This is a genomic window from Pseudomonas sp. IAC-BECa141 (genome assembly GCF_020544405.1).
In the GTDB taxonomy this organism is placed as follows: domain Bacteria; phylum Pseudomonadota; class Gammaproteobacteria; order Pseudomonadales; family Pseudomonadaceae; genus Aquipseudomonas.
In genome coordinates, this window is sequence record NZ_CP065410.1 from 690,432 (window position 1) to 711,787 (window position 21,356).

Consider the following 21,356-nt stretch of genomic DNA (forward strand, 5'->3'; position numbering starts at 1 on the left):
TGATTTCCTCTTCAGCGGCCGAGATAGACTTCGATCACGCGCTCGTTGTCCTGCACCTGTTCCAGTGATCCTTCGGCCAGCACGCTGCCCTGATGCAGCACGGTGACGTGGTCGGCGATCGAGCCGACGAAGCCCATGTCGTGTTCCACCACCATCAGCGAATGCTTGCCCGCGAGCGACTTGAACAGTTCGGCGGTGAACTCGGTTTCGGCATCGGTCATGCCCGCCACCGGTTCGTCGAGCAGCAGCAGTTGCGGGTCCTGCATCAGCAACATGCCGATCTCCAGAAACTGTTTCTGCCCGTGGGACAGCAGCCCCGCCGGACGATTGACCGAGGAGGTCAGGCGAATGGTGTCGAGCACTTCGCTGATCCGGTCTTTCTGCTCGCCGCTCAACTTCGCCCGCAGGCTGGCCCACACCGACTTGTCGGTCTTCTGCGCCAGCTCCAGGTTCTCGAACACGCTCAAGGCTTCGAACACCGTCGGTTTCTGGAACTTGCGACCGATGCCGGCCTGGGCGATCTGCACTTCGCTCATCTGCGTCAGGTCGAGGGTTTCGCCGAACCAGGCCTTGCCGTGGCTCGGGCGGGTCTTGCCGGTGATCACGTCCATCAGCGTGGTCTTGCCCGCGCCGTTGGGGCCGATGATGCAGCGCAATTCGCCGACGCCGATGTACAGGTTCAGATTGTTCAACGCCCGAAAGCCATCGAAGCTGACGCTGATGTCTTCCAGGGTCAGGATCGTGCCGTGACGGGTGTCGAGGCCCGGACCGACGCGTTGCCCGAGGCCGATCGAGTCGCGGCTGGTGCCTTCGTCCTTGTTGGGCTCCACCGGGAAAAAGGCCGGTTCCAGCATGAATTCAGCGCTCGCCGTGACTCTCATGATTCACCTCGTTTCTTCAGCAGACCGATCACGCCTTTGGGCAGGTACAACGTCACGACGATGAACAGCGCGCCGAGGAAGAACAGCCAGTATTCGGGGAAGGCCACGGTGAACCAGCTCTTCATGCCGTTGACCACGCCGGCGCCGAGCAGCGGGCCGATCAGGGTGCCGCGTCCGCCCAAGGCTACCCACACGGCGGCTTCGATCGAGTTGGTCGGCGACATTTCGCTCGGGTTGATGATCCCCACCTGCGGCACGTACAACGCACCGGCCAGACCACACAACACCGCGCTCAAGACCCAGACGAACAGCTTGAAACCGCGCGGGTCGTAGCCACAGAACATCAGGCGGTTTTCCGCATCGCGCAGCGCCGTCAGTACCCGGCCGAACTTGCTGCGGGCCAGGCGCCAGCCGATGAACAGACTCGCCACCAGCAGCAACACCGTTGCCAGAAACAGCACCGCGCGAGTGCCGGGTTCGGTGATGCCGAAACCGAGGATCGTGCGGAAATTGGTGAAGCCGTTGTTGCCGCCGAAGCCGGTCTCGTTGCGGAAAAACAGCAGCATCCCGGCGAAGGTCAGGGCCTGGGTCATGATCGAGAAATACACGCCCTTGATCCGCGAGCGGAAGGCGAAAAACCCGAACACCAGCGCCAGCAGTCCCGGTGCCAACACCACCAGGCACATTGCCCAGAGGAAGTTGCCGGTGCCGCTCCAGTACCACGGCAATTCGGTCCACGACAGGAAGGTCATGAACGCCGGCAGGCCATCACCGGCAGCCTGACGCATCAGGTACATGCCCATCGCATAACCGCCGAGGGCGAAGAACAGACCGTGGCCCAGCGACAGCAGACCTGCGTAACCCCAGACCAGATCCAGTGCCAGGGCGACGATGGCGTAGCAGAGAATCTTGCCGACCAGTGTCAGGGTGTAAGCCGAGACATGCAGCGCACTGTCTGTCGGCAGCAGCGACAGCAGCGGCAGGGCGATCAGCAATGCGAGAACGACCGCGCCGATGGCGAGCGTGACTTTCGGGCCGGCCTTTTGTGTGGCCGTGACTAGTAGAGGCTGGTTCATCAGTCGATCACCCGTCCTTTCAGTGCGAAGAGGCCTTGCGGACGTTTCTGGATGAACAGAATGATCAGCGCGAGGATCAGGATCTTGCCGAGCACCGCACCGATCTGCGGTTCGAGAATCTTGTTGGCGATGCCCAGGCCGAACGCGGCGAACACGCTGCCGGCCAGTTGGCCGACGCCGCCGAGCACCACCACCAGGAACGAGTCGATGATGTAGCTCTGGCCCAAATCCGGGCCGACGTTGCCGATCTGACTCAGGGCAACGCCACCGAGCCCGGCAATGCCCGAGCCGAGGCCGAAGGCGAGCATGTCGACACGCCCGGTGGGCACACCGCAGCAGGCGGCCATGTTGCGATTCTGGGTGACGGCGCGCACGTTCAGACCGAGGCGGGTCTTGTTCAGCAGCAGCCAGGTCAGCACCACGACGAACAATGCGAAGGCGATGATCACGATGCGGTTGTACGGCAGCACCAGATTCGGCAGCACCTGAATCCCGCCGGACAGCCATGCCGGGTTCGCCACTTCAACGTTTTGCGCACCGAACAGCAACCGGACAAGCTGGATCAGCATCAGGCTGATGCCCCAGGTCGCGAGCAAGGTTTCCAGCGGGCGACCGTAGAGGTGACGGATCACCGTGCGCTCCAGTGCCATGCCGATGGCGGCGGTGACGAAGAACGCCACGGGCAGCGCAATCAGTGGATAGAACTCGATGGCCTGCGGGGCGTAGCGCTGTAACATCAACTGCACGACATAGGTCGAGTAGGCGCCGAGCATCAGCATCTCGCCGTGGGCCATGTTGATCACGCCGAGCAGGCCGAAGGTAATCGCCAGACCGAGTGCCGCGAGCAGCAGAATCGAACCGAGGGACATGCCGCTGAAGGCTTGGCCGAGCAGTTCGCCGACCAGCAGTTTGCGCTTGACCTGGGCAAGGCTGGTTTCGGCGGCGGTGCGCACATTGGCATCGGTTTCGACCCCGGGTTCGAGCAAGCCTTCGAGGCGGGTGCGGGCCAGTGGATCGCCGGTTTCACCGAGCAGGCGCACGGCCGCGAGGCGCACCGCCGGGTCGGTGTCGACCAGTTGCAGGTTGGCCAGCGCCAGGCTCAGGGCGGCGTGGACGCTTTCGTCTTGTTCGCCAGCCAGTTGCTGGTCGAGGAATTTCAGCTGCGCCGGTTTGGCGCTTTTCTGCAATTGCTGCGCGGCGCTCAGACGGATTTTGGCGTCGGCGGCGAGCAATTGGTGGCTGGCCAGTGCGGTGTCGATCAGACCCCGCAGGCGGTTGTTCAGGCGCAGGCTCTTGGGTTGGCCGTCGACGGTCAGCTCGCCTTGTTGCAGGGCGTTGATCAGTTCGACACGGGCCGGATCGGGCTGCGCGGCCCAGGCTTCCAGCAGTTTGGCCTGTTGCATCGGGTTGGCGGCGACGAAGTCTTCGGCGTCCCCGGCATGGGCGGCCATCGGCAGCAAAAGTGCCAGGGCCAGGATCAAGCGGTAAAGGGCAGTGGGCATATGAAATGGCCTTGCGTAGTGATCGTTCCCACGCTCCGCGTGGGAATGCAGCCCGGGACGCTCCGCGTCCCAAAAGCGGACGCAGAGCGTCCATTGAGGCATTCCCACGCAGACGGTTCGACGCCTCGACGTGGGAACGATCAGGTTGAGCGGGTTAACTCAGTTGCTCTTCACCGCATAATCCGGCTTCTTGTCGTTACCCGGAATGAACGGGCTCCACGGCTGCGCACGAATCGGCCCTTCGGTCTGCCACACGACGTTGAACTGACCGTCGCTCTGGATCTCGCCGATCATCACCGGTTTGTGCAGGTGGTGATTGGTCTTGTCCATGGTCAGGGTGTAGCCGGACGGCGCGGCGAAGGTCTGGCCGCCGAGGGCTTCGCGGACCTTGTCGACGTCAGTGGATTTGGCTTTCTCGGCCGCCTGCGCCCACATGTGGATGCCGACGTAAGTGGCTTCCATCGGGTCGTTGGTCACCGCTTTGTCGGCGCCCGGCAGGTTGTGTTTCTTCGCGTAGGCTTTCCAGTCATCGACGAACTTCTTGTTCACCGGGTTCTCCACCGACTCGAAGTAGTTCCACGCCGCGAGGTTGCCCACCAGCGGCTTGGTGTCGATGCCGCGCAGTTCTTCTTCGCCCACCGAGAACGCCACCACCGGTACTTCGGTGGCTTTCAGGCCCTGGTTGGCCAGCTCTTTGTAGAACGGCACGTTGGAGTCGCCGTTGACGGTGGAGATCACAGCGGTCTTGCCGCCGGCCGAGAATTTTTTGATGTTGGCGACGATGGTTTGATAGTCGCTGTGGCCGAACGGGGTGTAGACCTCTTCGATGTCCTTATCAGCGACGCCTTTGGAGTGCAGGAACGAACGCAGGATCTTGTTGGTGGTGCGCGGGTACACATAGTCGGTGCCGAGCAGGAAGAAACGCTTGGCGCTGCCGCCTTCTTCGCTCATCAGGTATTCAACCGCCGGGATCGCTTGCTGGTTTGGCGCGGCGCCGGTGTAGAACACGTTCGGCGACATCTCTTCACCTTCGTATTGCACCGGATAGAACAGCAGGCCGTTGAGTTCTTCGAACACCGGCAGCACCGATTTGCGCGACACCGAAGTCCAGCAACCGAACACCACCGCGACCTTGTCCTGGGTCAGTAACTGCCGACCCTTTTCCGCGAACAGCGGCCAGTTCGACGCCGGGTCGACCACCACCGGCTCCAGCATCTTGCCGTTCACCCCGCCCTTGGCGTTGATCTCGTCGATGGTCATCAACGCCATGTCCTTGAGCGACGTTTCGGAGATCGCCATGGTGCCGGACAACGAATGCAGAATTCCGACCTTGATGGTCTCGGCGGCCTGTACGGTCCAGGTCATGCCCATCGCGGCAATGGATGCCGTGAGTGTGAAAGCCTTGATCAAACTGCGACGCTTCATTGTGCGATCTCCATGAACGTTAAAGTTTTTTATGGTTGGCAGATGCGAACGACTGAAGGGGGTTTTGCAAGGGCTGTGCCCGGTCGGGTTTGGGCAGGGAAATGTCGGTTTAGAGCGGTCGCGCGCGAAGGCGGCGCACCATGAGGGGACGTGTTGCATGCAAAGGTGCAACGAGGTGCGCCAGATTGGGGCGCACCCGGAGGATTCAGCGGCGGCGCATCAGGCCGATGAAAAACAGGCCGCCGAGGGCTGCGGTGGCAACGCCGATGGGCAGGTCTTCCGGGGCAATCAGTGTGCGTGCGGCGACGTCCACCCAGACGAGGAAAACGCTGCCGAGCAACACGCACACCGGCAGCAGACGCCGATGCTCGGCACCGATCAGGCGCCGGGCAATGTGCGGCACCATCAGCCCGACAAAACCGATGGAGCCGCTGATCGATACCAGCACCCCGGTCATCAGCGAAGCGATCACGAACACCCGCAGACGCACCGCCCGGGCATTCAGGCCGAGGGTGACGGCGGTCTGTTCGCCGGCCATCAAGGCGTTCAGCGGACGGGCCATGCCGATCAGCAGAATCAGGCCGAGCAACACGCTCAGCGCCGGCACGGCCAACAATTCCCAGCGTGCCAGACCGAGGCCGCCGAGCATCCAGAACATCACTGCCGAACTGGCCCGGTGATCGCCCATGAACAGCAGCAGATTGGCGATCGCCATCATCACGAACGACACCGCCACGCCGCACAGCAGCAGACGATCACTGTCCAGCCGACCCTGCCGGCTGGCGATGCCCAGCACCAGAAACATGCTCAACAATGCGCCAATGAACGCGGCGATCGGCAAAGTCAGCAGGCCGACGATTTCACCGACGTGCAGCACCACGATCACTGCACCGAGCGTGGCACCGGAAGTGACGCCGAGCAGATGAGGATCGGCCAGCGGATTGCGCGTCACCGCTTGCAGCACCGCGCCGATCAACGCCAGTCCGGCGCCGACCAATGCACCGAGCAGCATGCGCGGCACGCGGATCAGCCAGACGATGTGTTCCTGGCCAGCGCTCCAGTCCGGCGCGCCGAGGCCGAACAGCTTGTGCAGCAGAATCCGCCACACCACGTCCACCGGCACCCGCGCCGGGCCGAAGCCCAGCGACACCACGCACGACACCAGCAGCACCGCGCCGAGGGCAATCAGCAGCCAGCCGTAACCACGATTGATCATTCGCCGTGGAACCCTTTGGCCAGGGTTTCAACCGCCAGCACGTTGTCGATCCCCGGCGTGGCCTGCACGTAAGGGATGACGATGAAGCGCTGGTTCTTGATCGCGTCCACCGATTGCAGCGCCTTGTTCTTGAGCAGGAATTCAATCTTCTGCTCGGCGGTGATTTCGCTGTAGTCGACGATCACGATCACCTGCGGATTGCGCTCGACCACGGTTTCCCAGTTGACCCGGGTCCAGCTCGCTTCGACGTCATCGAGAACGTTGCGCCCGCCAGCGGCGTCGATCAGTGCTTGCGGCATGCCGAGGCGGCCGGAGGTCATGGCGCGGTCTTCGCCGCTGTCGTACAGGAACACCCGCGGTTTCTCGGCGGGCAGGTCTTTGCGGATGTCCGCAACCTGACTTTGCATATCGGCGATCAGCGCGTTGGCGCGATCCTGCACGTCGAAGATTTTGCCGAGGTTGCGCAGGTCGTTGTAGGTGTCGTCCAGCGTGGCGGCCGGTCGCTTCATCACGAAGGCGCAGGATTCGGTCAGCTCATAGACGTTGATGCCCAGCGGTTGCAGGGTCTGCGGCGTGAGATCGCCACCCACGCGCATGCCGTAATCCCAGCCGGCGAAGAAAAAATCGACGTTGGCGTTGAGCAGGGTTTCCACCGACGGGTACTTGGCTGCCAGTTCCGGCAACCCGTCGAGCAGCGACTGCATTTGCGGTGTCACCGACTTCCAGCCACTCACGCCGCTGTAGCCGGCCATTTTCGACTTGAGGCCGAGGGCGAGCATCATCTGGGTCATATTGATGTCGTGGCTGACCGCGTGTCTGGGCGCTTCCTTGAAGGTCACTTCGCGGTTGCAGCTGTGGATCGTCAGCGGGTACGGGGTGGCCTCGGCGAAGGCGTGGGTGGTGCCCAGCAACAGAGCGAGGCAAAGCAGGGAGCGCACAGTCATGGTCGGGTTATCCAGGTGATTCGCGGGTAGCCGTGGAGGGGGTGTGGATCGATCAATGCTTCGACGCCGAACACGTCGCGCAGCAGGTCGACGGTCAGGACTTGTTGCGGGGTGCCGCTGGCGACGATGCGACCGTGGTTGATCACATACAACCGGTCGCAGAACGCGGCGGCCAGGTTCAGGTCGTGAATGCTCGCCAACGTGCCGATCTGCAAACGCTTGACCAGTTGCAGAAGCTCCAGCTGATAGCGCGGGTCGAGGTGGTTGGTCGGCTCGTCGAGGATCAGCAGTTGCGGTTGCTGGGTCAGGGCGCGGGCCAGGATCACCCGTTGTTTTTCGCCGCCGGACAGCGTGGCGAAGGCGTGATCTTCGAAGCCATCGAGGCCCACCGATTTGAGGGCCTGGGTGGCGACCTGGCGGTCTTCCAGCGTGTCGCCGTCGAACAGGCCTTTGTGCGGCGTGCGGCCCATGGCAACCACTTCTTCGACGGTCAGGCCGAAGGCATCCGGGAATTCCTGCAGAACCACGGCGATGCGTTGCGCGCACCAGCGTGAAGATTGCTTCCAGACGTTGTGGTGATCGAGTCTGACCTCACCGCGTTCCGGCTGACTGAAGCGATAGGCGCAGCGCAACAGGCTGGTCTTGCCGCTGCCATTTGGCCCGATCAGCCCGACAAACTCACCGGCGGCCACGTGCAACGAGGCGTCACGCAGCTGGAACTGGTGATGGCAGTGATCGTGGCCCAAGGGTGACCAGGCGAGATCGGTGAGGGACAGTGAGGTCATGTGTTGTTCAGCTTGAAGTCCATGAAGTGAATCCGGCCGTTCCATCGCCCGCAGTCGGTCAGCGCAAAAGAAAGCCCGCAGCGTGGACGGCGGGCAATGAGCTGAAATTTAGTTATACAGTAACACTTAAATCGGCCGAATATCAGGTCCGGCAGTTTAAGGACTTGTCTGAAACCTGCATCTCGCCAGTCTCATGATGAAGTTGAGGCAGATTCAGCTTGTCGGCCCAGACGCGACAGCAGCAGTCGATCCAGCACCCACACCACCACCAGCGAAGCGCCCACCAGCGGAAACACCACCGCCAGCACCAGCATGATCGCCACCCCGGTTTTCCACTTCGGCAGATCGTGGCGCAGCGGCGGCACGCCGAACTTGCCCTGTGGCCGGCGCTTCCACCAGATCACCACGCCGCTGACGGCACTGAGCAGGATCATCAGGCAGATCAGCAGCACGATGAGCTGGTTGAAGGTGCCAAACATCTTGCCTTCATGGAGCATCACGCCGATCTCGGTAGCGCGGGCAACAGCGCCGTATTGCTCGAAACGCACGTCGGCGAGGACCTTGCCGGTGTACTGATCGATGTGCAGGGTCGCGTCGTTGCGCGGATCGTCTGCGAACACGGCGATGGTGAACACGCCGGTGGCGGTGGTCGGCAGGGTAATGCTGTAGCCCGGCTCGACCTGGCGCTCAACGGCGATGTTCTGCACGTCCTGCAGGCGGATGGTCGGCGCGGCCGGCCCGTGTTGCATGCCGCCGTGGGCCATGTGTTCGGCGTGGTCGCCCGACATCGGCATCGGAGTGTTTTCCATCGCCCAGGGCACAGTCTGGCGGGCGGCGTTGTTGAGGCTGCCGGCCTCGACGTCGGAGGTCGGCACGTTGTCCCACATCGCCGCCGGGAACACGTTCCACACCTGGGCGTACTGCTTGCCCCAGAAACCGGTCCAGGTCATGCCGCTGAGCAGCATCACCAGCAGCAATGCCGCGCCCCAGAAACCGGTGACCGCGTGCAGGTCACGCCACAGCACGCGGCCGCGACTGCTCAGGCGCGGCCACAGAATCCCCGCGGCCTGACCGCGCGGCCACCACAGGAAAACCCCGGACACCACCAGCACCACGCCCCAGCCGGCGGCCATTTCGATCAGTCGGTCACCGACGGTGCCGATCATCAGTTCGCCGTGAATCGCCCGGGCGATGGCTTGCAGGTTCTGCCTGGCATCCTGCTCGCCGAGGATGTCGCCGTGGTACGGATCGACGAATACGTTCAGTTCATGGCCGGCATTGGCCACGACAAACTGCGCGCTGCGCTCGGCGTTCGCGGGTGGCAGGTACTGGGTGACCTGGCCTTGTGGATAAGCGCTTTTGACCTTTTGCAGCAGGTCGTCGGCCGGCACGGTGTGATGCCCGGCCGGGACGTTCAGCAGGCTGCTGTACATCAGCGAATCGAGCTGCGGCTTGAACAGGTAAATGATGCCGGTCAGGGCCAGCATCACCATGAATGGCGCGACGAACAATCCGGCATAAAAATGCCAACGCCAGGCCAGGTTGTAGAAATTCGGTTTGGGCTGTTTCATCACGAGTGCTCCGCTTGGCTTGGATCTTCTAGTTGTTCTGCAACCCTTGTGGGAGCGAGCTTGCTCGCGAAGGGGGCGGCACATCCAACATAAATGCCGCCTGTTACACCGCCTTCGCGAGCAAGCTCGCTCCCACAGGGGGAAGGGTTAGAAACTCATGTCCACCTTGGTCCAGAGCGTGCGCCCCGGTTCATTGATGGCTTGCGGGTCGTTGGCCGGGTAGCCGAACCCGGCGTTGCCCGCCAGGTTCAGGTGTTCGGCGTAAGCCTTGCCGAACAGGTTGTCGACGCCGGTACTGACCTTCCAGTTCTTGTTGATCCGGTAGGCACCGTTGAGCGAGAACACGCCGAAGCCCGAACTCTTGTCGTAATCCTTGCCGACCACGTTGCCCTTGTTCCGGTCGATCCGGTTTTGCGCGGCAACCACCCTCCACAGTGCGCCGGCGCTCCAGTTATCTTCGCTGTAGGTCAGGCCGAAACGGGCATCCAGCGGCGGCATCTGCGGCAGGGCCTTGCCGTCGCTGCTGTTCTTGCCCCAGGCGTAGGCCAGGGTCGCATCGGCTTTCCAGTTGTCGGTGAGCTTGTAAGCGGCACCGAGTTCACCGCCCATGATCCGCGCGTCGATGTTCTCGGCGCGGGAAGTGCTCATGCCCATCATCCCCGGGGTGTAGTCGAACAGGATGTAGTCGCGCACCTGGCCGATGTAGCCCGAGGCCCAGGCTTCGAGTTCGGCACTCTTGTAGTTCACGCCGAAGTCGAGCTGAGTGGTCTTTTCCGGCTTGATCGAATCGAACGCATTGACCGAACCCGCCGGGCCGGACTTGGGCGAAAACAGCTCCCAGTAATCCGGAAACCGTTGCGCGTGGCCGAGACCGGCGTAGAGCGTGGTCGGGCTGTCGGCGAGGTCATGCTCGTAACGGATGAAGCCGCTCGGCAAGGTGTCGGCACGGGTATCGCCGGCGGTCGGGTTCGGCCGGGACATCATTCCTGAGCCGGTGGTCTGCCGGAAATCCCTGGCCGAGGCGCGGTCGACCCGGGCGCCGGTGATCAGCCGGTCGCGGTCGGCGGCGTACCAGGTCATTTCGCTGAACACGCCGTAGTTGTGGAAGTCGGCGTCCTTGGTGAACGGCTGATCCTTGTAGGTATCGATACCCATGCCGCTGCGCTGACGGTGTTCGTTGGTCTGCGCGTCGAGGCCGGTGATCAGCTGGATATCGGCCCAGCGCCAGGTCGCCTTGATCCGCGCGCCGAGGGTGCGGCGGTCGACGTTGGACGCCATGGGCCCTGCCATCATCCCGGTGCCGGACGGCGTGCGCAGGGTGTAGTTGTCCATCACGTGGTCGGCGTAGTTGTAATAGACCTGAGCTTCGAGCTTCTCCAGCACGTCGGTGATGTTGGATTTCTCGACGCGCAGACCGAGGCTTTCACGCAGGAATTGCGAGCCGTCCATGCCGCGTCCGGCGTAGCGTGCTTCACCGTCGCCCTTGCCGGCGGTCAGTTCGATCAGGGTGTCGGCGTCCGGGGTCCAGCCCACCGCTACATCGCCGTTCCACTTGTCATAGCGCGAGGCAACGATGTCGTTGTTGCCGTCCCGGTAATCGTCGGAGTGCGCGGTGTTGCCGATCACCCGCACATAGCCCAGCGAGCCGCCGGCTGCCGCATCGACGACTTTGTCGAAGCGTCCGTGAGAGCCGGCCAGTACGCTGGCGTTCACGCGGGTGCCGAGTTCGCCGAAGCTTTCCGGCTCGCGGTCGAAGAGGATCGTGCCGGCCGAGGCGCCCGGTCCGTAGAGCACGGTTTGCGGGCCTTTGATCACCGTGAGCTTGTCGTAGGTCTCGGGTGAAATGTACGAGGTCGGCGCGTCCATCCGGCCGGGGCAGGCACCGAGCATCATGCTGCCGTTGGTGAGAATGTTCAGGCGCGAACCGAACATGCCGCGCAATACCGGATCACCGTTGGTACCGCCGTTGCGGACCAGGGCGAAGCCGGGAATCGTCTTCAGATAGTCGCCGCCATCGCTGGCGGGCACCGGTTGGCGCGGGTCTTTCGGGTTGGTGACGATGGTCAGCGGCGAGCTCGGGGCGATGGCGGTGATCACCGTCGGGCTCAATTCGTCAGCGTGGCCGGCGTGTTCGTCGGCATGGACCAGCGGGGACAGCAGGACGCCGCAAAGGACGGCGGTAGCGTGCCTGAAACGAATGCGCGATTCGTTCAGGGCAAAGGACGCCGGGGCAGAACCCGGGCGTGGGACAGCAGAAAACCTGGACATGACAATTTCCATCAAACAGTCGTAAACGACACGGCCGGCAGCCTGAAGCTGTCTTCTCAACCGTGTGCAATCAGAGTCGGGTGTTTACGCTGCGACGGGCGGGGCGCGGGTGCGGGCGCCGGGGAAGAAGGTCTGCCGGGCATGGCCCAGACGCGGGGAGGGTGGGGTGAAGGTGTTGACGAGAGGAATGCTGAAAGTGGCGAAGCTGCCGCCGCCAGTCAGCGCCGGGCAATTGAACAGCAGGCTGCAATAGCCGCATTTTTCCCACAGCACGTGGTGCGAGGATTGTGGCGGACAGTGTTCGGCGGTGGGCTGTGCACCGTGCCCGGAATGATCCATCCCCGGCATGTCCATCGACATGTCCATGCTCATCGGCATGGAGGTCGAGGCGTGCTGATCCATCGGCATCGACTGGGAAATCAGCGGGCCGATGAAGATCATCAACATGGCGAACAGGGCGATCCAGCTGCCGCGAGTCAGGTGTTCAGTCTGACGACGTTGCAGGGAGAGCCTGGCGCTCAGGGGGCGCATGGGCGGAGTCTGCCGGAACGGTTACTGGGCGTGCGCGTGGGCTTGCGTGGCTTCCGGCGGCTTCTTCTGCACGGCAACTTCGACGGTCACGTCACCGGCCTTCTCGAAGTGCATCGTCAGCGGGAAGCGCTTGCCGTCAGTCAGCAGGCTGCGGTCGGTCGGATTCATCAGCATCACGTGATAGGCCATCGGCGCGAAGGTCACGTTTCCGCCGGCCGGGATGGCCACGTTCGGCACCTGTTGCATCTTCATCAGATCGCCCTGCATCACGTGCTCGTGCAGTTCGGCCGTCGGGGCGATCGGCGAGTCGACGCTGAGCAGGCGGTCAGCCGTCTTGCCGGCGTTGTGAATGATGAAATACGCGGCAACGGTTGGCGCGTTCGGCGGCAGTTCCTGCGACCACGGGTGGGCGATTTCCAGCTCGCCGGCCTTGTATTCGTGGGCATGGGCGAAGCACGCCGGCAGCAACAGCGCAGCGATGACGATGAATTTGTTCAACATGACAGTTCTCCAGAACGATTTGAAACGCAGGTCAAATGCGGGAACAAATCAAACCAGAGGGGACGCGCGGGGATTGAGGCTCGGCCATTGCTGGCGCGGTGTCGGGGTTTGCAGCAAGGCGGGCGCCACGCTGCGATTGCTTTCATATTGGGCGAAATACAGCTGCGGCGAATGCCCCGGCAACGCCACCACCGGCGCCGATCCGGAACAGCACCAGCAATGCTGCATGGTCGAATGACTGTCACCGCTCTGCGGCGCTTTCTGATCAAGGCTACCGATGTCGATCGCCACCATCTTCGTCCCGCTGCCGGTGCAGAAACTGCTCCACAGCAACTGCTCGGCCGGCGTCTGCGCCGCCTGTGCCATCGCTCCCGTCAACGGCATGGCAAGCATGTTGAACAGCACTGCAAAGCAGGCGATCCAGGCAAATGCGAGCCGGTGTCGGTTCATGGGACAGATCCGTAGGGTGGGCGATCAGGCGCGGCTATTTAGCCTGATCAGGGCCGATAAGTAAAAAAGCGTCGTGCGGTTTGGTGTCGCAGAGGATTCAGCCTGCTACGGCATGCAACCGCAAACCCAGTGCCTTCATGACTTTCATGATAGTCGCGAATTCCGGATTTCCAGTGCTGCTCAGCGCTTTATAAAGGCTTTCGCGACCCAAGCCTGCATCTCGTGCAACCTGGGTCATGCCTTGGGCGCGGGCGATGTCATTAAGTGCTGCACGGATAAGAACGCCATCGCCAGCATCTTCGTCAAAACAAGCGTTCAGGTAAGCCGCCATTTCCTCGGGTGTTTTAAGAAACTCTGCAGCGTCGAAGCGAGTGCGTCCCGAGGCAGGTTGATATTGCAAAACGTATGCTCGGGAGACTGCTGCAGGTAGTCAGTCGGGCTTTAAGTTGTTGTGCGTAGCGTCCGATTGACTTGTAGGACTCAAGTTTTTCGCTGTGAGAGCCGGCGCCATCGCGGGCAAGCCCGCTCCTACAGGATTAGCGTTGGACATCAGTTTTGTGATCGGCGTTAACCACTGTGGGAGCGGGCTTGCCCGCGAAGGCGTACTCAAGAGCGCAAAAGGCTCAGGGCTGTAAGTTGATGGTGAGTGCGCTGATGGCTTCATCCACCGTCGCAAATTCCCGATCAACCCCCGCCAACACCGGCCGCTTCAACACCATCACCGGCACCCCAAGCTCCCGCGCCACGTCCAGTTTCGGCTCGGTCGCGGTGCTGCCGCTGTTCTTGCTGATCAGCACGTCGATCTGCTGGCGTTCGAACAGCGCCCGTTCATCCTCCAGCAGAAACGGTCCACGGGCGCCGATGACTTCGCAGCGTTCGTTGCCGGGGTAGACGTCGAGGGCGCGAAGAGTCCAGAACTGGTGCGCAGGGATTTCGTCGAGGTGTTGCAGCGGTTCGCGGCCAAGGGTGAACAGCGGGCGATGGAACGGGGCGAGAGCGGTGATCAGTTCCGCCCAGTCGGCAACTTCGCGCCAGTCATCGCCCGGCTGTGGTCGCCACGCCGGGCGGCGCAGGGCCCAGCAGGGAATGCCGGTGAGTTGCGCAGCGGTGGCGGCGTTGTGGCTGATTTGCGCGGCGTACGGATGGGTGGCGTCGAGCAAAAGCGTGATGCCTTCGTCGCGAATGAACTGCGCCAGACCTTCCGCTGCGCCGTAGCCGCCGACGCGCACCTGACACGTCAGATCGGTCGGCACCCGGCCCACCCCGGCCAGGCTGTAAATGTGTTCCGGCCCCAAGGTGCGCGCGATGGCTAACGCTTCAGTCACGCCGCCCAGCAACAGAATCCGTTTCATACAAAAGCCCCCGCATGGCCGACGATGCCGCCCTGACGATCGATCGCAAACACTTCGACCTGAACCTGCGCCGGCACTACGCTGCGGGCAAATTCAAGAGCATGGCGGCAGACCTCATCACCCAGCGCAACACCCGCCGCACTGGCCATCGCCAACGCCTGCTGGCTGGTGTTCGCCCCGCGAATGGCTTGCTGCAACGCATCGTCAGCGCCAATCGCCGCCGCCCACTCGGCCAGTTGCGGCAGGTCGATGCTCGAATGACGCGAGTGCAGGTCCATGTGCCCGGCCGCCAGTTTGCTGATCTTGCCGAAACCGCCGCACAGGCTGAGTTTATCCACAGGCACTTTGCGCAGATGCTTGAGCACGGCGCCGACGAAGTCGCCCATTTCGATCAGGGCGATTTCCGGCAGGTCGTAAACCCGGCGCATGGTGTCTTCGCTGGCGTTGCCGGTGCAGGCGGCGATGTGCAGGTAGCCGTTGGTTTTCGCGACGTCGATGCCTTGATGAATCGAGGCGATGTAGGCCGCGCAGGAAAACGGCCGGACGATGCCGCTGGTGCCGAGGATCGACAGGCCACCGAGAATGCCCAGGCGCGGGTTCATGGTTTTCAGCGCCAGGGCTTCGCCGCCCTCAACGTTGACCGTTACCTCGAAGCCGCCGCGATAGCCGGTTTCCTCGGCGAGCAGGGTCAGGTGATCGCTGATCATCTTGCGCGGTACCGGGTTGATCGCCGGTTCGCCGACGGCCAGCACCAGCCCCGGGCGAGTCACGGTGCCGACGCCTTTGCCGGCGATGAAGCGGATTCCCGGCTCGGCTGTCAGTTGCACGCGGGAGTAAAGCAGGGCGCCGTGCGTCACGTCCGGGTCGTCACCGGCATCCTTGAGGGTTCCGGCTTCAGCGCCGTTCTCGGTCAGCCGGCAGAACTCCAGGCGCATCTGCACCTGCTTGCCTTTGGGCAACACGATCTGCACGGCGTCGGCCGATGGGCCGCCGAGCAGCAGGCGAGCCGCGGCGAGGCTGGTGGCCGTGGCGCAGCTGCCGGTGGTCAGGCCGCTGCGCAGGGGCGCGGGTTGTTCGGCGGTTTCGTCACGCATCGAAGGGCTTGACCAGATCGAGCAGGGTGATCGGCAACGCCTGGCGCCAGGTATCGAACTCGCCCAGCGGCTGCGCCTGGGCAATGTGGATGCGGGTCAACTCACCGCCATGGCGTTCGCGCCAGTTCATCAAAGTCATTTCGCTTTGCAGGGTCACGGCGTTGGCGACCAGTCGGCCACCGGGCTTCAATTGTTCCCAGCAGGTGTCGAGGACGCCTTCGCGGGTGACGCCGCCGCCGATGAAAATCGCATCCGGACGCTCCAGTCCTGCGAGGGCTTGCGGCGCGCTGCCGCGAATCAGTTGCAGGCCGGGAGCCCCCAGCGCATCGCGGTTGTGTTCGATCAGTTGCTGGCGACCGTCATCGGCCTCGATGGCCAGCGCACGGCAGCTCGGGTGAGCGCGCATCCACTCGATACCGATCGAGCCGCTACCGGCGCCGACGTCCCACAGCAATTCGCCCGGTGTCGGGGCGAGGCGAGCGAGGGTGATTGCGCGCACGTCGCGTTTGGTCAGTTGGCCGTCATGCTGGAAGGCCGAGTCCGGCAGGCCGGCCAGGCGGGACAGGCGAGGTGTCTGCGGAACGGCCAGGCATTCGATGGCGATCACGTTGAGGTCGGCAACGCGCGGATCGTTCCAGTCGTTGGCGGTGCCGTCGATCCGGCGTTCGGCGCTGCCGCCCAGATGCTCCAGCACACTAAGGCGACTGGCGCCGAATCCACGTTCGCGCAGCAATGCCGCAACCGCTGCCGGGCTTTGGCCGTCATTGCTCAGCAGCAACAGGCGCACGCCGCTGGACAACTGACTATTGAGGGTCGCCAGCGGGCGAGCCACCAGCGACAGCACGCTGACGTCCTGCAACGGCCAGCCCAGTCGGGCTGCTGCCAGCGAGCAGGACGACGGCGCCGGCAGGACCAGCATCTCGGCCCCCGGCACCTGCCGCGCCAGACTCGCGCCAACGCCGTAGAACATCGGATCACCGCTGGCCAGCACGCACACCGCTTCGCCACGGCGCTCAAGCACCGGGGCCAGGGAAAACGGGCTCGGCCACAACTGGCGCTCGCCACGGATGCACACCGGCAACAGATCCAGCTGACGCTGACCGCCGATGATCCGCGAAGCGCCCATCAGGGCGCGCCGGGCATTCTTGCCCAGGCCCTTGAAGCCGTCTTCACCGATTCCTACTACTGTCAGCCAGGGTGACATCTGTAGCCCCTCAAAAAAGTGTCCGCAAACGCGCCGTTCCGACGGGCAGACTTTTCATGCCGTCGGACAAAGCAGGCATAATACCGCGCCTTCGTCCGCGAAGCGCCTTTCCCACAGAGCTGCCAGCCCTTGAACGAACGCCCGATGTCCAACGCCATACGCCCCTCGGCCTGTCCGGGGTTGCTGCGTATCGTCCAGGCGCTGGATGGCGGGATCTGCCGGATCAAGCTCGATGGCGGGTCGATCACGGCCGATCAGGCCGATGCGGTGGCCAACACCGCCGAGCGATTTGCCGGCGGGGCTATCGAAGCGACCAACCGGGGCAATCTGCAGATTCGTGGCATCGGCGATCAGTCCGCCGCGCTGATCGACAGCCTGCTGGCCGCCGGTCTCGGGCCACGAACCGCGGCGGGCGACGATGTTCGCAACCTGATGCTCAGCCCGGCGGCCGGCATCGACCGGCAGATGCGCTTCGATACCCGTCCATTGGCCGGGCAGATCCTCGAGACTTTGCAAAGCCATCCGCGCTTCCATGAACTGAGCGCCAAGTTCGCCGTGCAACTGGACGGCGGTGAAGCGCTGGCGATGCTCGAACATCCCCATGACTTGTGGCTGTCGGCATTCAAAAGCGGTGAAGACACGCTGTTGGCGTTCGGTCTGGCGGGTTGTCCGACGGACCGGCCGCTGGCTGCCGTGGCGCTGGCGGATGGGCATGCGCTGGTGGTTGCGGTGCTGGAGCTGTTCCACGATCTGGCCCGGCCGGAGCAGACGCGAATGCGTCATCTGCTGGATGAATGCGCGGCGCCGGTGTTCCTCGAAAAACTCGGTCAACGGATCAAACTGCAAGCCGCCACAGATTGGCAGCGCGAAGCCGGACCCGAAGGTTTGCACCTCGGCATTCATCCTCAACCCTCGGCCGGTCAGGTGTATGTCGGTGCTGCACCGGCACTCGGCCGGCTCGATCCGGACATGCTGCGTGGCGCTGCGCAACTGGCCAGAAACTTCGGCGATGGCAGCTTGCGTTTCACCCCTTGGCAGAGTCTGTTGCTGCCCGATGTGCGGGAAACCGATGCGGCTCAAGTGCTCGACAAATTGGCCAGGCTGAACCTGCTGACCCATGTCGAAGACCCGCTGTCGCACCTGATCGCCTGCACCGGCGCCAACGGCTGCGGCAAAGGCCTGGCCGACACCAAGCACGATGCCCGCCTGCTGGCTGCGCTGTTGCCACATGCCGTGGATGTGCACCTGTCCGGCTGCCCGCGCTCCTGCGCTGCTGCACACCGTGCCCCGGTCACGCTGCTGGCGGTCGGCCCCGGTCACTACGATCTCTATTTCCGCGATGCAGCGCTGCCGGGTTTCGGCGCGCTGCACGCTCACAACCTTACTATCGAAGCGGCCGCGAAACTGCTCGCCGCCCGCTCACGGAGCCCCCTTGATGCTTGATTACATCCGCGACGGTCAGGAGATCTATCGCAATTCCTTCGCGATCATTCGCCGCGAGGCCAACCTCGCGCGCATCCCGGCCGACCTGGAAAAACTCGCGGTGCGGGTGATCCACGCCTGCGGCATGGTCGAGGCCATCGACGGGCTGCAATTTTCCGAAGGAGCCGGCAAGGCGGGGCGTGATGCGCTGGCCGCTGGCGCGCCGATCCTGTGCGATGCGCGGATGGTCTCCGAGGGCGTGACCCGTGCGCGCCTGCCGGCCAACAACGAAGTGATCTGCACCCTGCGCGACGACAGCGTGCCGGAGCTGGCGCGTGAGCTGGGCAATACTCGCTCCGCTGCCGCTCTGGAACTGTGGCGTCCGCATCTGGCGGGCAGCGTGGTGGTGATCGGCAATGCGCCGACTGCGTTGTTCTATCTGCTGGAAATGCTCGACGCCGGCGCGCCGAAACCGGCGCTGATCCTCGGCTTCCCGGTCGGCTTCGTCGGCGCTGCCGAATCCAAGGCCGAGCTGGCCGCCAACAGCCGTGGCGTGCCGTTCGTGATCATGCAGGGCCGCCTTGGCGGTAGCGCCATGGCCGCCGCTGCGGTCAATGCCCTCGCCACGGAGGTCGAATGATGCAGGCTCAAGGACGTTTGATTGGTCTGGGCGTCGGCCCCGGTGATCCTGAACTGATTACCGTCAAGGCCCTGCGCCTGCTGCGCGAATCGCCGGTGGTGGCGTACTTCGTGGCCAAGGGCAAGAAGGGCAACGCATTCGGCATTATCGAAGCGCACCTGCAGGACGCGCAGAACCTGCTGCCGCTGGTGTACCCGGTGACCACCGAAGTGCTGCCGGCGCCACTGTCCTACGAGCAGGTGATCAGTGATTTCTACGATGACGCGGCAGAGGAAGTGGCCGCGCACCTGGATGCCGGTCGCGATGTGGCGGTGATCTGCGAAGGTGATCCGTTCTTCTACGGCTCCTACATGTACCTGCACGATCGTCTTGCCAGCCGTTACGAAGCCGAAGTGGTGCCGGGCGTCTGCTCGATGCTCGGCGGCGCATCGGTGCTGGGCGCGCCGCTGGTGTATCGCAATCAGAGTCTGTCGGTGCTGTCCGGCGTGCTGCCTCATGACAAGCTCAAGCGTCGCCTGGCCGATGCCGACGCGGCGGTGATCATGAAGCTGGGACGCAACTTTCCAAAAGTGCGTGAGGTGTTGGGCGAGTTGGGCCTGGCCGGGCGTGCGCTGTACGTCGAGCGCGCGACCATGGCCAACCAGAAGATCGTACCGCTGGATGAGGTCGAGCCGATGTCGTCGCCGTACTTCTCGCTGATCATTGTTCCCGGCGAACGGTGGCAAGGCTGATGACCCATTCCACACCGGCCATCGTCATTCTCGGCCAGGGCGCGCTGGCCACGGCCCGACGCCTGCAGCAGGTCTATCCGGCAGCACAGATTCACGGACTGAAAGGGCGCGTCGAAGGCGCCGACCTGACCTACAGCGAATTCGGCGCGACCCTGCGTGAGCTGTATCAACAGGACACGCCGATCATTGCCCTGTGCGCGGCCGGCATTGTCATCCGCACCCTGGCGCCGCTGTTGCTGGAGAAAGGCGTCGAGCCACCAGTGCTCGCCGTGGCTGAAGACGGCAGCGCCGTGGTGCCGTTGCTCGGCGGCCTCGGCGGGGTGAATGTCATGGCCCGCGAGATTGCAGCAGCGCTTGAAGTCGCTGCGGCGATCACCACCAGCGGCGAGTTGCGTTTCGGCACCTGTCTGCTCAACCCGCCGGGCGGTTACGCGCTTGGCGATCTGGAGCAGGGCAAGCGCTTTGTCTCCGACTTGCTCGCCGGCCACAGCGTGCGCATTGATGGCGAGGCGCCGTGGCTTGAGCAGGCGCAGCTGCCGGAGGATCCACACGCGCAGCGCTCGATTCATGTGAGCAGCGATGCCCGCGCGGCGAGCGCCAGTGAGTTGCTGATTTATCCGCGCAGCGTAGCGGTGGTGGTCGGTTCAGAAGTGACCGATCTGCCGCGCGCAATTCGCGAGGCGTTGCAGCAGGCCGGTGTGGCGATTCAATCGCTGGCCTGTCTGGTGGCGGTTGATGTTCAGATGGCCAGCCCGGTCTTGCGTGAGGCAGCGCTTGAACTGGCGGTGCCGTTGCGCTTTGTCGCGCCGGCCAGTGACATCGGTGAGCTGGCTCGCGACGCCGTCCCCGACGCTCGAATCATCACGACATCCCAAGACCTTGCCATCGCCGTGGCCGGACAGCCGCTGGACGTTTCGCGGATCGGGCGCCCGCGCGGTCGTCTGGCGGTCATCGGCCTCGGTCCGGGTGCGGCAGAGCTGATGGTGCCGGCGGTGAAAGCCGAACTGGCACGCGCCACCGATGTGCTCGGCTACGAAACCTACGTACGCATGGCCGGCCCGTTCCGCGATGATCAGGTGCAGCATTGCACCGATAACCGCGAAGAAATGCAGCGTGCCCGTCATGCCTTCAGGCTGGCCGCCGAGGGCCGTTCGGTGATTGTCGTTTCATCGGGTGATCCGGGCGTGTTCGCCATGGCGGCGGCGGTACTCGAAGCGTTGCACGAGTCGACGGATCCGGCATGGCACAGCGTCGACCTGGAGATCCTGCCGGGTGTTTCCGCGTCACTCGCCACCGCTGCTCAGGCGGGTGCACCGCTGGGTCACGATTTCTGCGTGATGTCGCTGTCGGACAACCTCAAGCCGTGGTCGATCATCGAGAAACGCCTGGATCTGGCGGCCGAAGCGGATCTGGCGCTGGCGTTCTACAACCCGATCTCCCGTGCCCGCCCTTGGCAACTGGGGCGAGCGCTGGAAATCGTCGCGCAACACCGCACGCCGGAAACGCCGGTGGTATTGGGGCGCGATATCGGCCGGCCAGGGCAGACACTGCGGGTGACAACATTGGGAGCGCTGACCCCGGATCAGGTGGACATGCGCACCATGGTGTTGATCGGCTCATCCACCACTTGCACCTTCCCGCGTGCCGACGGCCGGGAGTGGGTGTATACGCCGCGCTGGTACGGGGAAAAGCCGGCAGGCTGATGCCCCTGGCTTCCAGGGAACGCCAGGCAATAACCGACAAGGCCGCGAATTGAATATTCG

At 63.7% G+C, this 21,356-nt stretch carries 20 protein-coding genes; 4 read left to right on the top strand and 16 right to left on the bottom strand.

The window, feature by feature from the left end; genetic code table 11:
* Positions 1-11: 11 nt before the first annotated feature.
* From urtD to cbiE, 16 genes are all read right to left on the bottom strand, one after another.
* Positions 12-881, bottom strand: coding sequence for an urea ABC transporter ATP-binding protein UrtD (gene urtD, locus I5961_RS03045; protein ID WP_085685022.1), 870 nt, complete (start codon positions 879-881; stop codon positions 12-14).
* Positions 878-1,957, bottom strand: a complete 1,080-nt coding sequence (urtC, locus tag I5961_RS03050; protein WP_085701010.1) for an urea ABC transporter permease subunit UrtC — start codon at positions 1,955-1,957, stop codon at positions 878-880. The genes urtD and urtC overlap by 4 nt, the downstream gene beginning before the upstream one ends.
* The gene (urtB, locus tag I5961_RS03055; RefSeq protein WP_227234298.1) at positions 1,957-3,459 is read right to left on the bottom strand and encodes an urea ABC transporter permease subunit UrtB; all 1,503 of its coding nucleotides are present in this window, start codon (positions 3,457-3,459) and stop codon (positions 1,957-1,959) included. The genes urtC and urtB overlap by 1 nt, the downstream gene beginning before the upstream one ends.
* A gap of 159 nt (positions 3,460-3,618) precedes the next feature.
* On the bottom strand, positions 3,619-4,884 hold the full coding sequence (gene urtA, locus I5961_RS03060) for an urea ABC transporter substrate-binding protein (RefSeq protein WP_085701008.1): 1,266 nt from the start codon (positions 4,882-4,884) through the stop codon (positions 3,619-3,621).
* A gap of 205 nt (positions 4,885-5,089) precedes the next feature.
* Complete coding sequence (locus I5961_RS03065; RefSeq protein WP_085701007.1) at positions 5,090-6,100, bottom strand: FecCD family ABC transporter permease; 1,011 nt, start codon at positions 6,098-6,100, stop codon at positions 5,090-5,092.
* Positions 6,097-7,044, bottom strand: a complete 948-nt coding sequence (locus I5961_RS03070; RefSeq protein ID WP_227234300.1) for an ABC transporter substrate-binding protein — start codon at positions 7,042-7,044, stop codon at positions 6,097-6,099. The genes I5961_RS03065 and I5961_RS03070 overlap by 4 nt, the downstream gene beginning before the upstream one ends.
* Entirely contained in the window at positions 7,041-7,829 is a 789-nt protein-coding gene (locus I5961_RS03075; protein WP_085701005.1) for an ABC transporter ATP-binding protein, read from the bottom strand. Before I5961_RS03075 ends, I5961_RS03070 begins: the two co-directional genes overlap by 4 nt.
* A gap of 191 nt (positions 7,830-8,020) precedes the next feature.
* Entirely contained in the window at positions 8,021-9,400 is a 1,380-nt protein-coding gene (locus tag I5961_RS03080; protein WP_227234302.1) for a PepSY-associated TM helix domain-containing protein, read from the bottom strand.
* 147 nt (positions 9,401-9,547) lie between these two features.
* Positions 9,548-11,668 carry a TonB-dependent copper receptor gene (locus I5961_RS03085; RefSeq protein ID WP_227234303.1) on the bottom strand — a complete coding sequence of 707 codons (2,121 nt, stop codon included), beginning with the start codon at positions 11,666-11,668 and terminating at the stop codon, positions 9,548-9,550.
* Positions 11,669-11,752: 84 nt separating this feature from the next.
* Entirely contained in the window at positions 11,753-12,199 is a 447-nt protein-coding gene (locus I5961_RS03090) for a DUF2946 domain-containing protein (RefSeq protein WP_227234305.1), read from the bottom strand.
* A gap of 21 nt (positions 12,200-12,220) precedes the next feature.
* A complete protein-coding gene (locus I5961_RS03095; RefSeq protein WP_085703440.1) occupies positions 12,221-12,700 on the bottom strand; it encodes a copper chaperone PCu(A)C in 480 nt (159 codons plus the stop codon).
* 48 nt (positions 12,701-12,748) lie between these two features.
* On the bottom strand, positions 12,749-13,150 hold the full coding sequence (locus I5961_RS03100) for a DUF2946 domain-containing protein (protein WP_085701000.1): 402 nt from the start codon (positions 13,148-13,150) through the stop codon (positions 12,749-12,751).
* A 97-nt stretch (positions 13,151-13,247) separates the two neighbouring features.
* Positions 13,248-13,550 (bottom strand): addiction module antidote protein, encoded by a 303-nt coding sequence (locus tag I5961_RS03105; protein WP_227234306.1) that lies wholly within the window; start codon positions 13,548-13,550, stop codon positions 13,248-13,250.
* A 223-nt stretch (positions 13,551-13,773) separates the two neighbouring features.
* Positions 13,774-14,502 (bottom strand): cobalt-precorrin-6A reductase, encoded by a 729-nt coding sequence (locus I5961_RS03110; protein ID WP_227234308.1) that lies wholly within the window; start codon positions 14,500-14,502, stop codon positions 13,774-13,776.
* Positions 14,499-15,596: a cobalt-precorrin-5B (C(1))-methyltransferase gene (locus I5961_RS03115; protein WP_085703442.1), complete on the bottom strand. Its 1,098-nt coding sequence runs from the start codon at positions 15,594-15,596 to the stop codon at positions 14,499-14,501. The genes I5961_RS03110 and I5961_RS03115 overlap by 4 nt, the downstream gene beginning before the upstream one ends.
* Positions 15,589-16,800 carry a precorrin-6y C5,15-methyltransferase (decarboxylating) subunit CbiE gene (gene cbiE, locus I5961_RS03120; RefSeq protein WP_227234310.1) on the bottom strand — a complete coding sequence of 404 codons (1,212 nt, stop codon included), beginning with the start codon at positions 16,798-16,800 and terminating at the stop codon, positions 15,589-15,591. The genes I5961_RS03115 and cbiE overlap by 8 nt, the downstream gene beginning before the upstream one ends.
* 144 nt (positions 16,801-16,944) lie before the next feature.
* Here cbiE and cobG point away from each other — a divergent pair, with 144 nt between their 5' ends.
* The 4 genes from cobG to cobJ are packed head-to-tail and all read left to right on the top strand — an operon-like array spanning position 16,945 to position 21,296.
* Complete coding sequence (gene cobG / locus I5961_RS03125) at positions 16,945-18,243, top strand: precorrin-3B synthase (RefSeq protein ID WP_319633921.1); 1,299 nt, start codon at positions 16,945-16,947, stop codon at positions 18,241-18,243.
* A complete protein-coding gene (locus I5961_RS03130) occupies positions 18,236-18,862 on the top strand; it encodes a precorrin-8X methylmutase (protein WP_085703445.1) in 627 nt (208 codons plus the stop codon). Before cobG ends, I5961_RS03130 begins: the two co-directional genes overlap by 8 nt.
* On the top strand, positions 18,859-19,593 hold the full coding sequence (locus tag I5961_RS03135) for a precorrin-2 C(20)-methyltransferase (RefSeq protein WP_413541586.1): 735 nt from the start codon (positions 18,859-18,861) through the stop codon (positions 19,591-19,593). The genes I5961_RS03130 and I5961_RS03135 overlap by 4 nt, the downstream gene beginning before the upstream one ends.
* The gene (gene cobJ, locus I5961_RS03140; protein ID WP_227234312.1) at positions 19,593-21,296 is read left to right on the top strand and encodes a precorrin-3B C(17)-methyltransferase; all 1,704 of its coding nucleotides are present in this window, start codon (positions 19,593-19,595) and stop codon (positions 21,294-21,296) included. Before I5961_RS03135 ends, cobJ begins: the two co-directional genes overlap by 1 nt.
* Positions 21,297-21,356 lie beyond the last annotated feature (60 nt).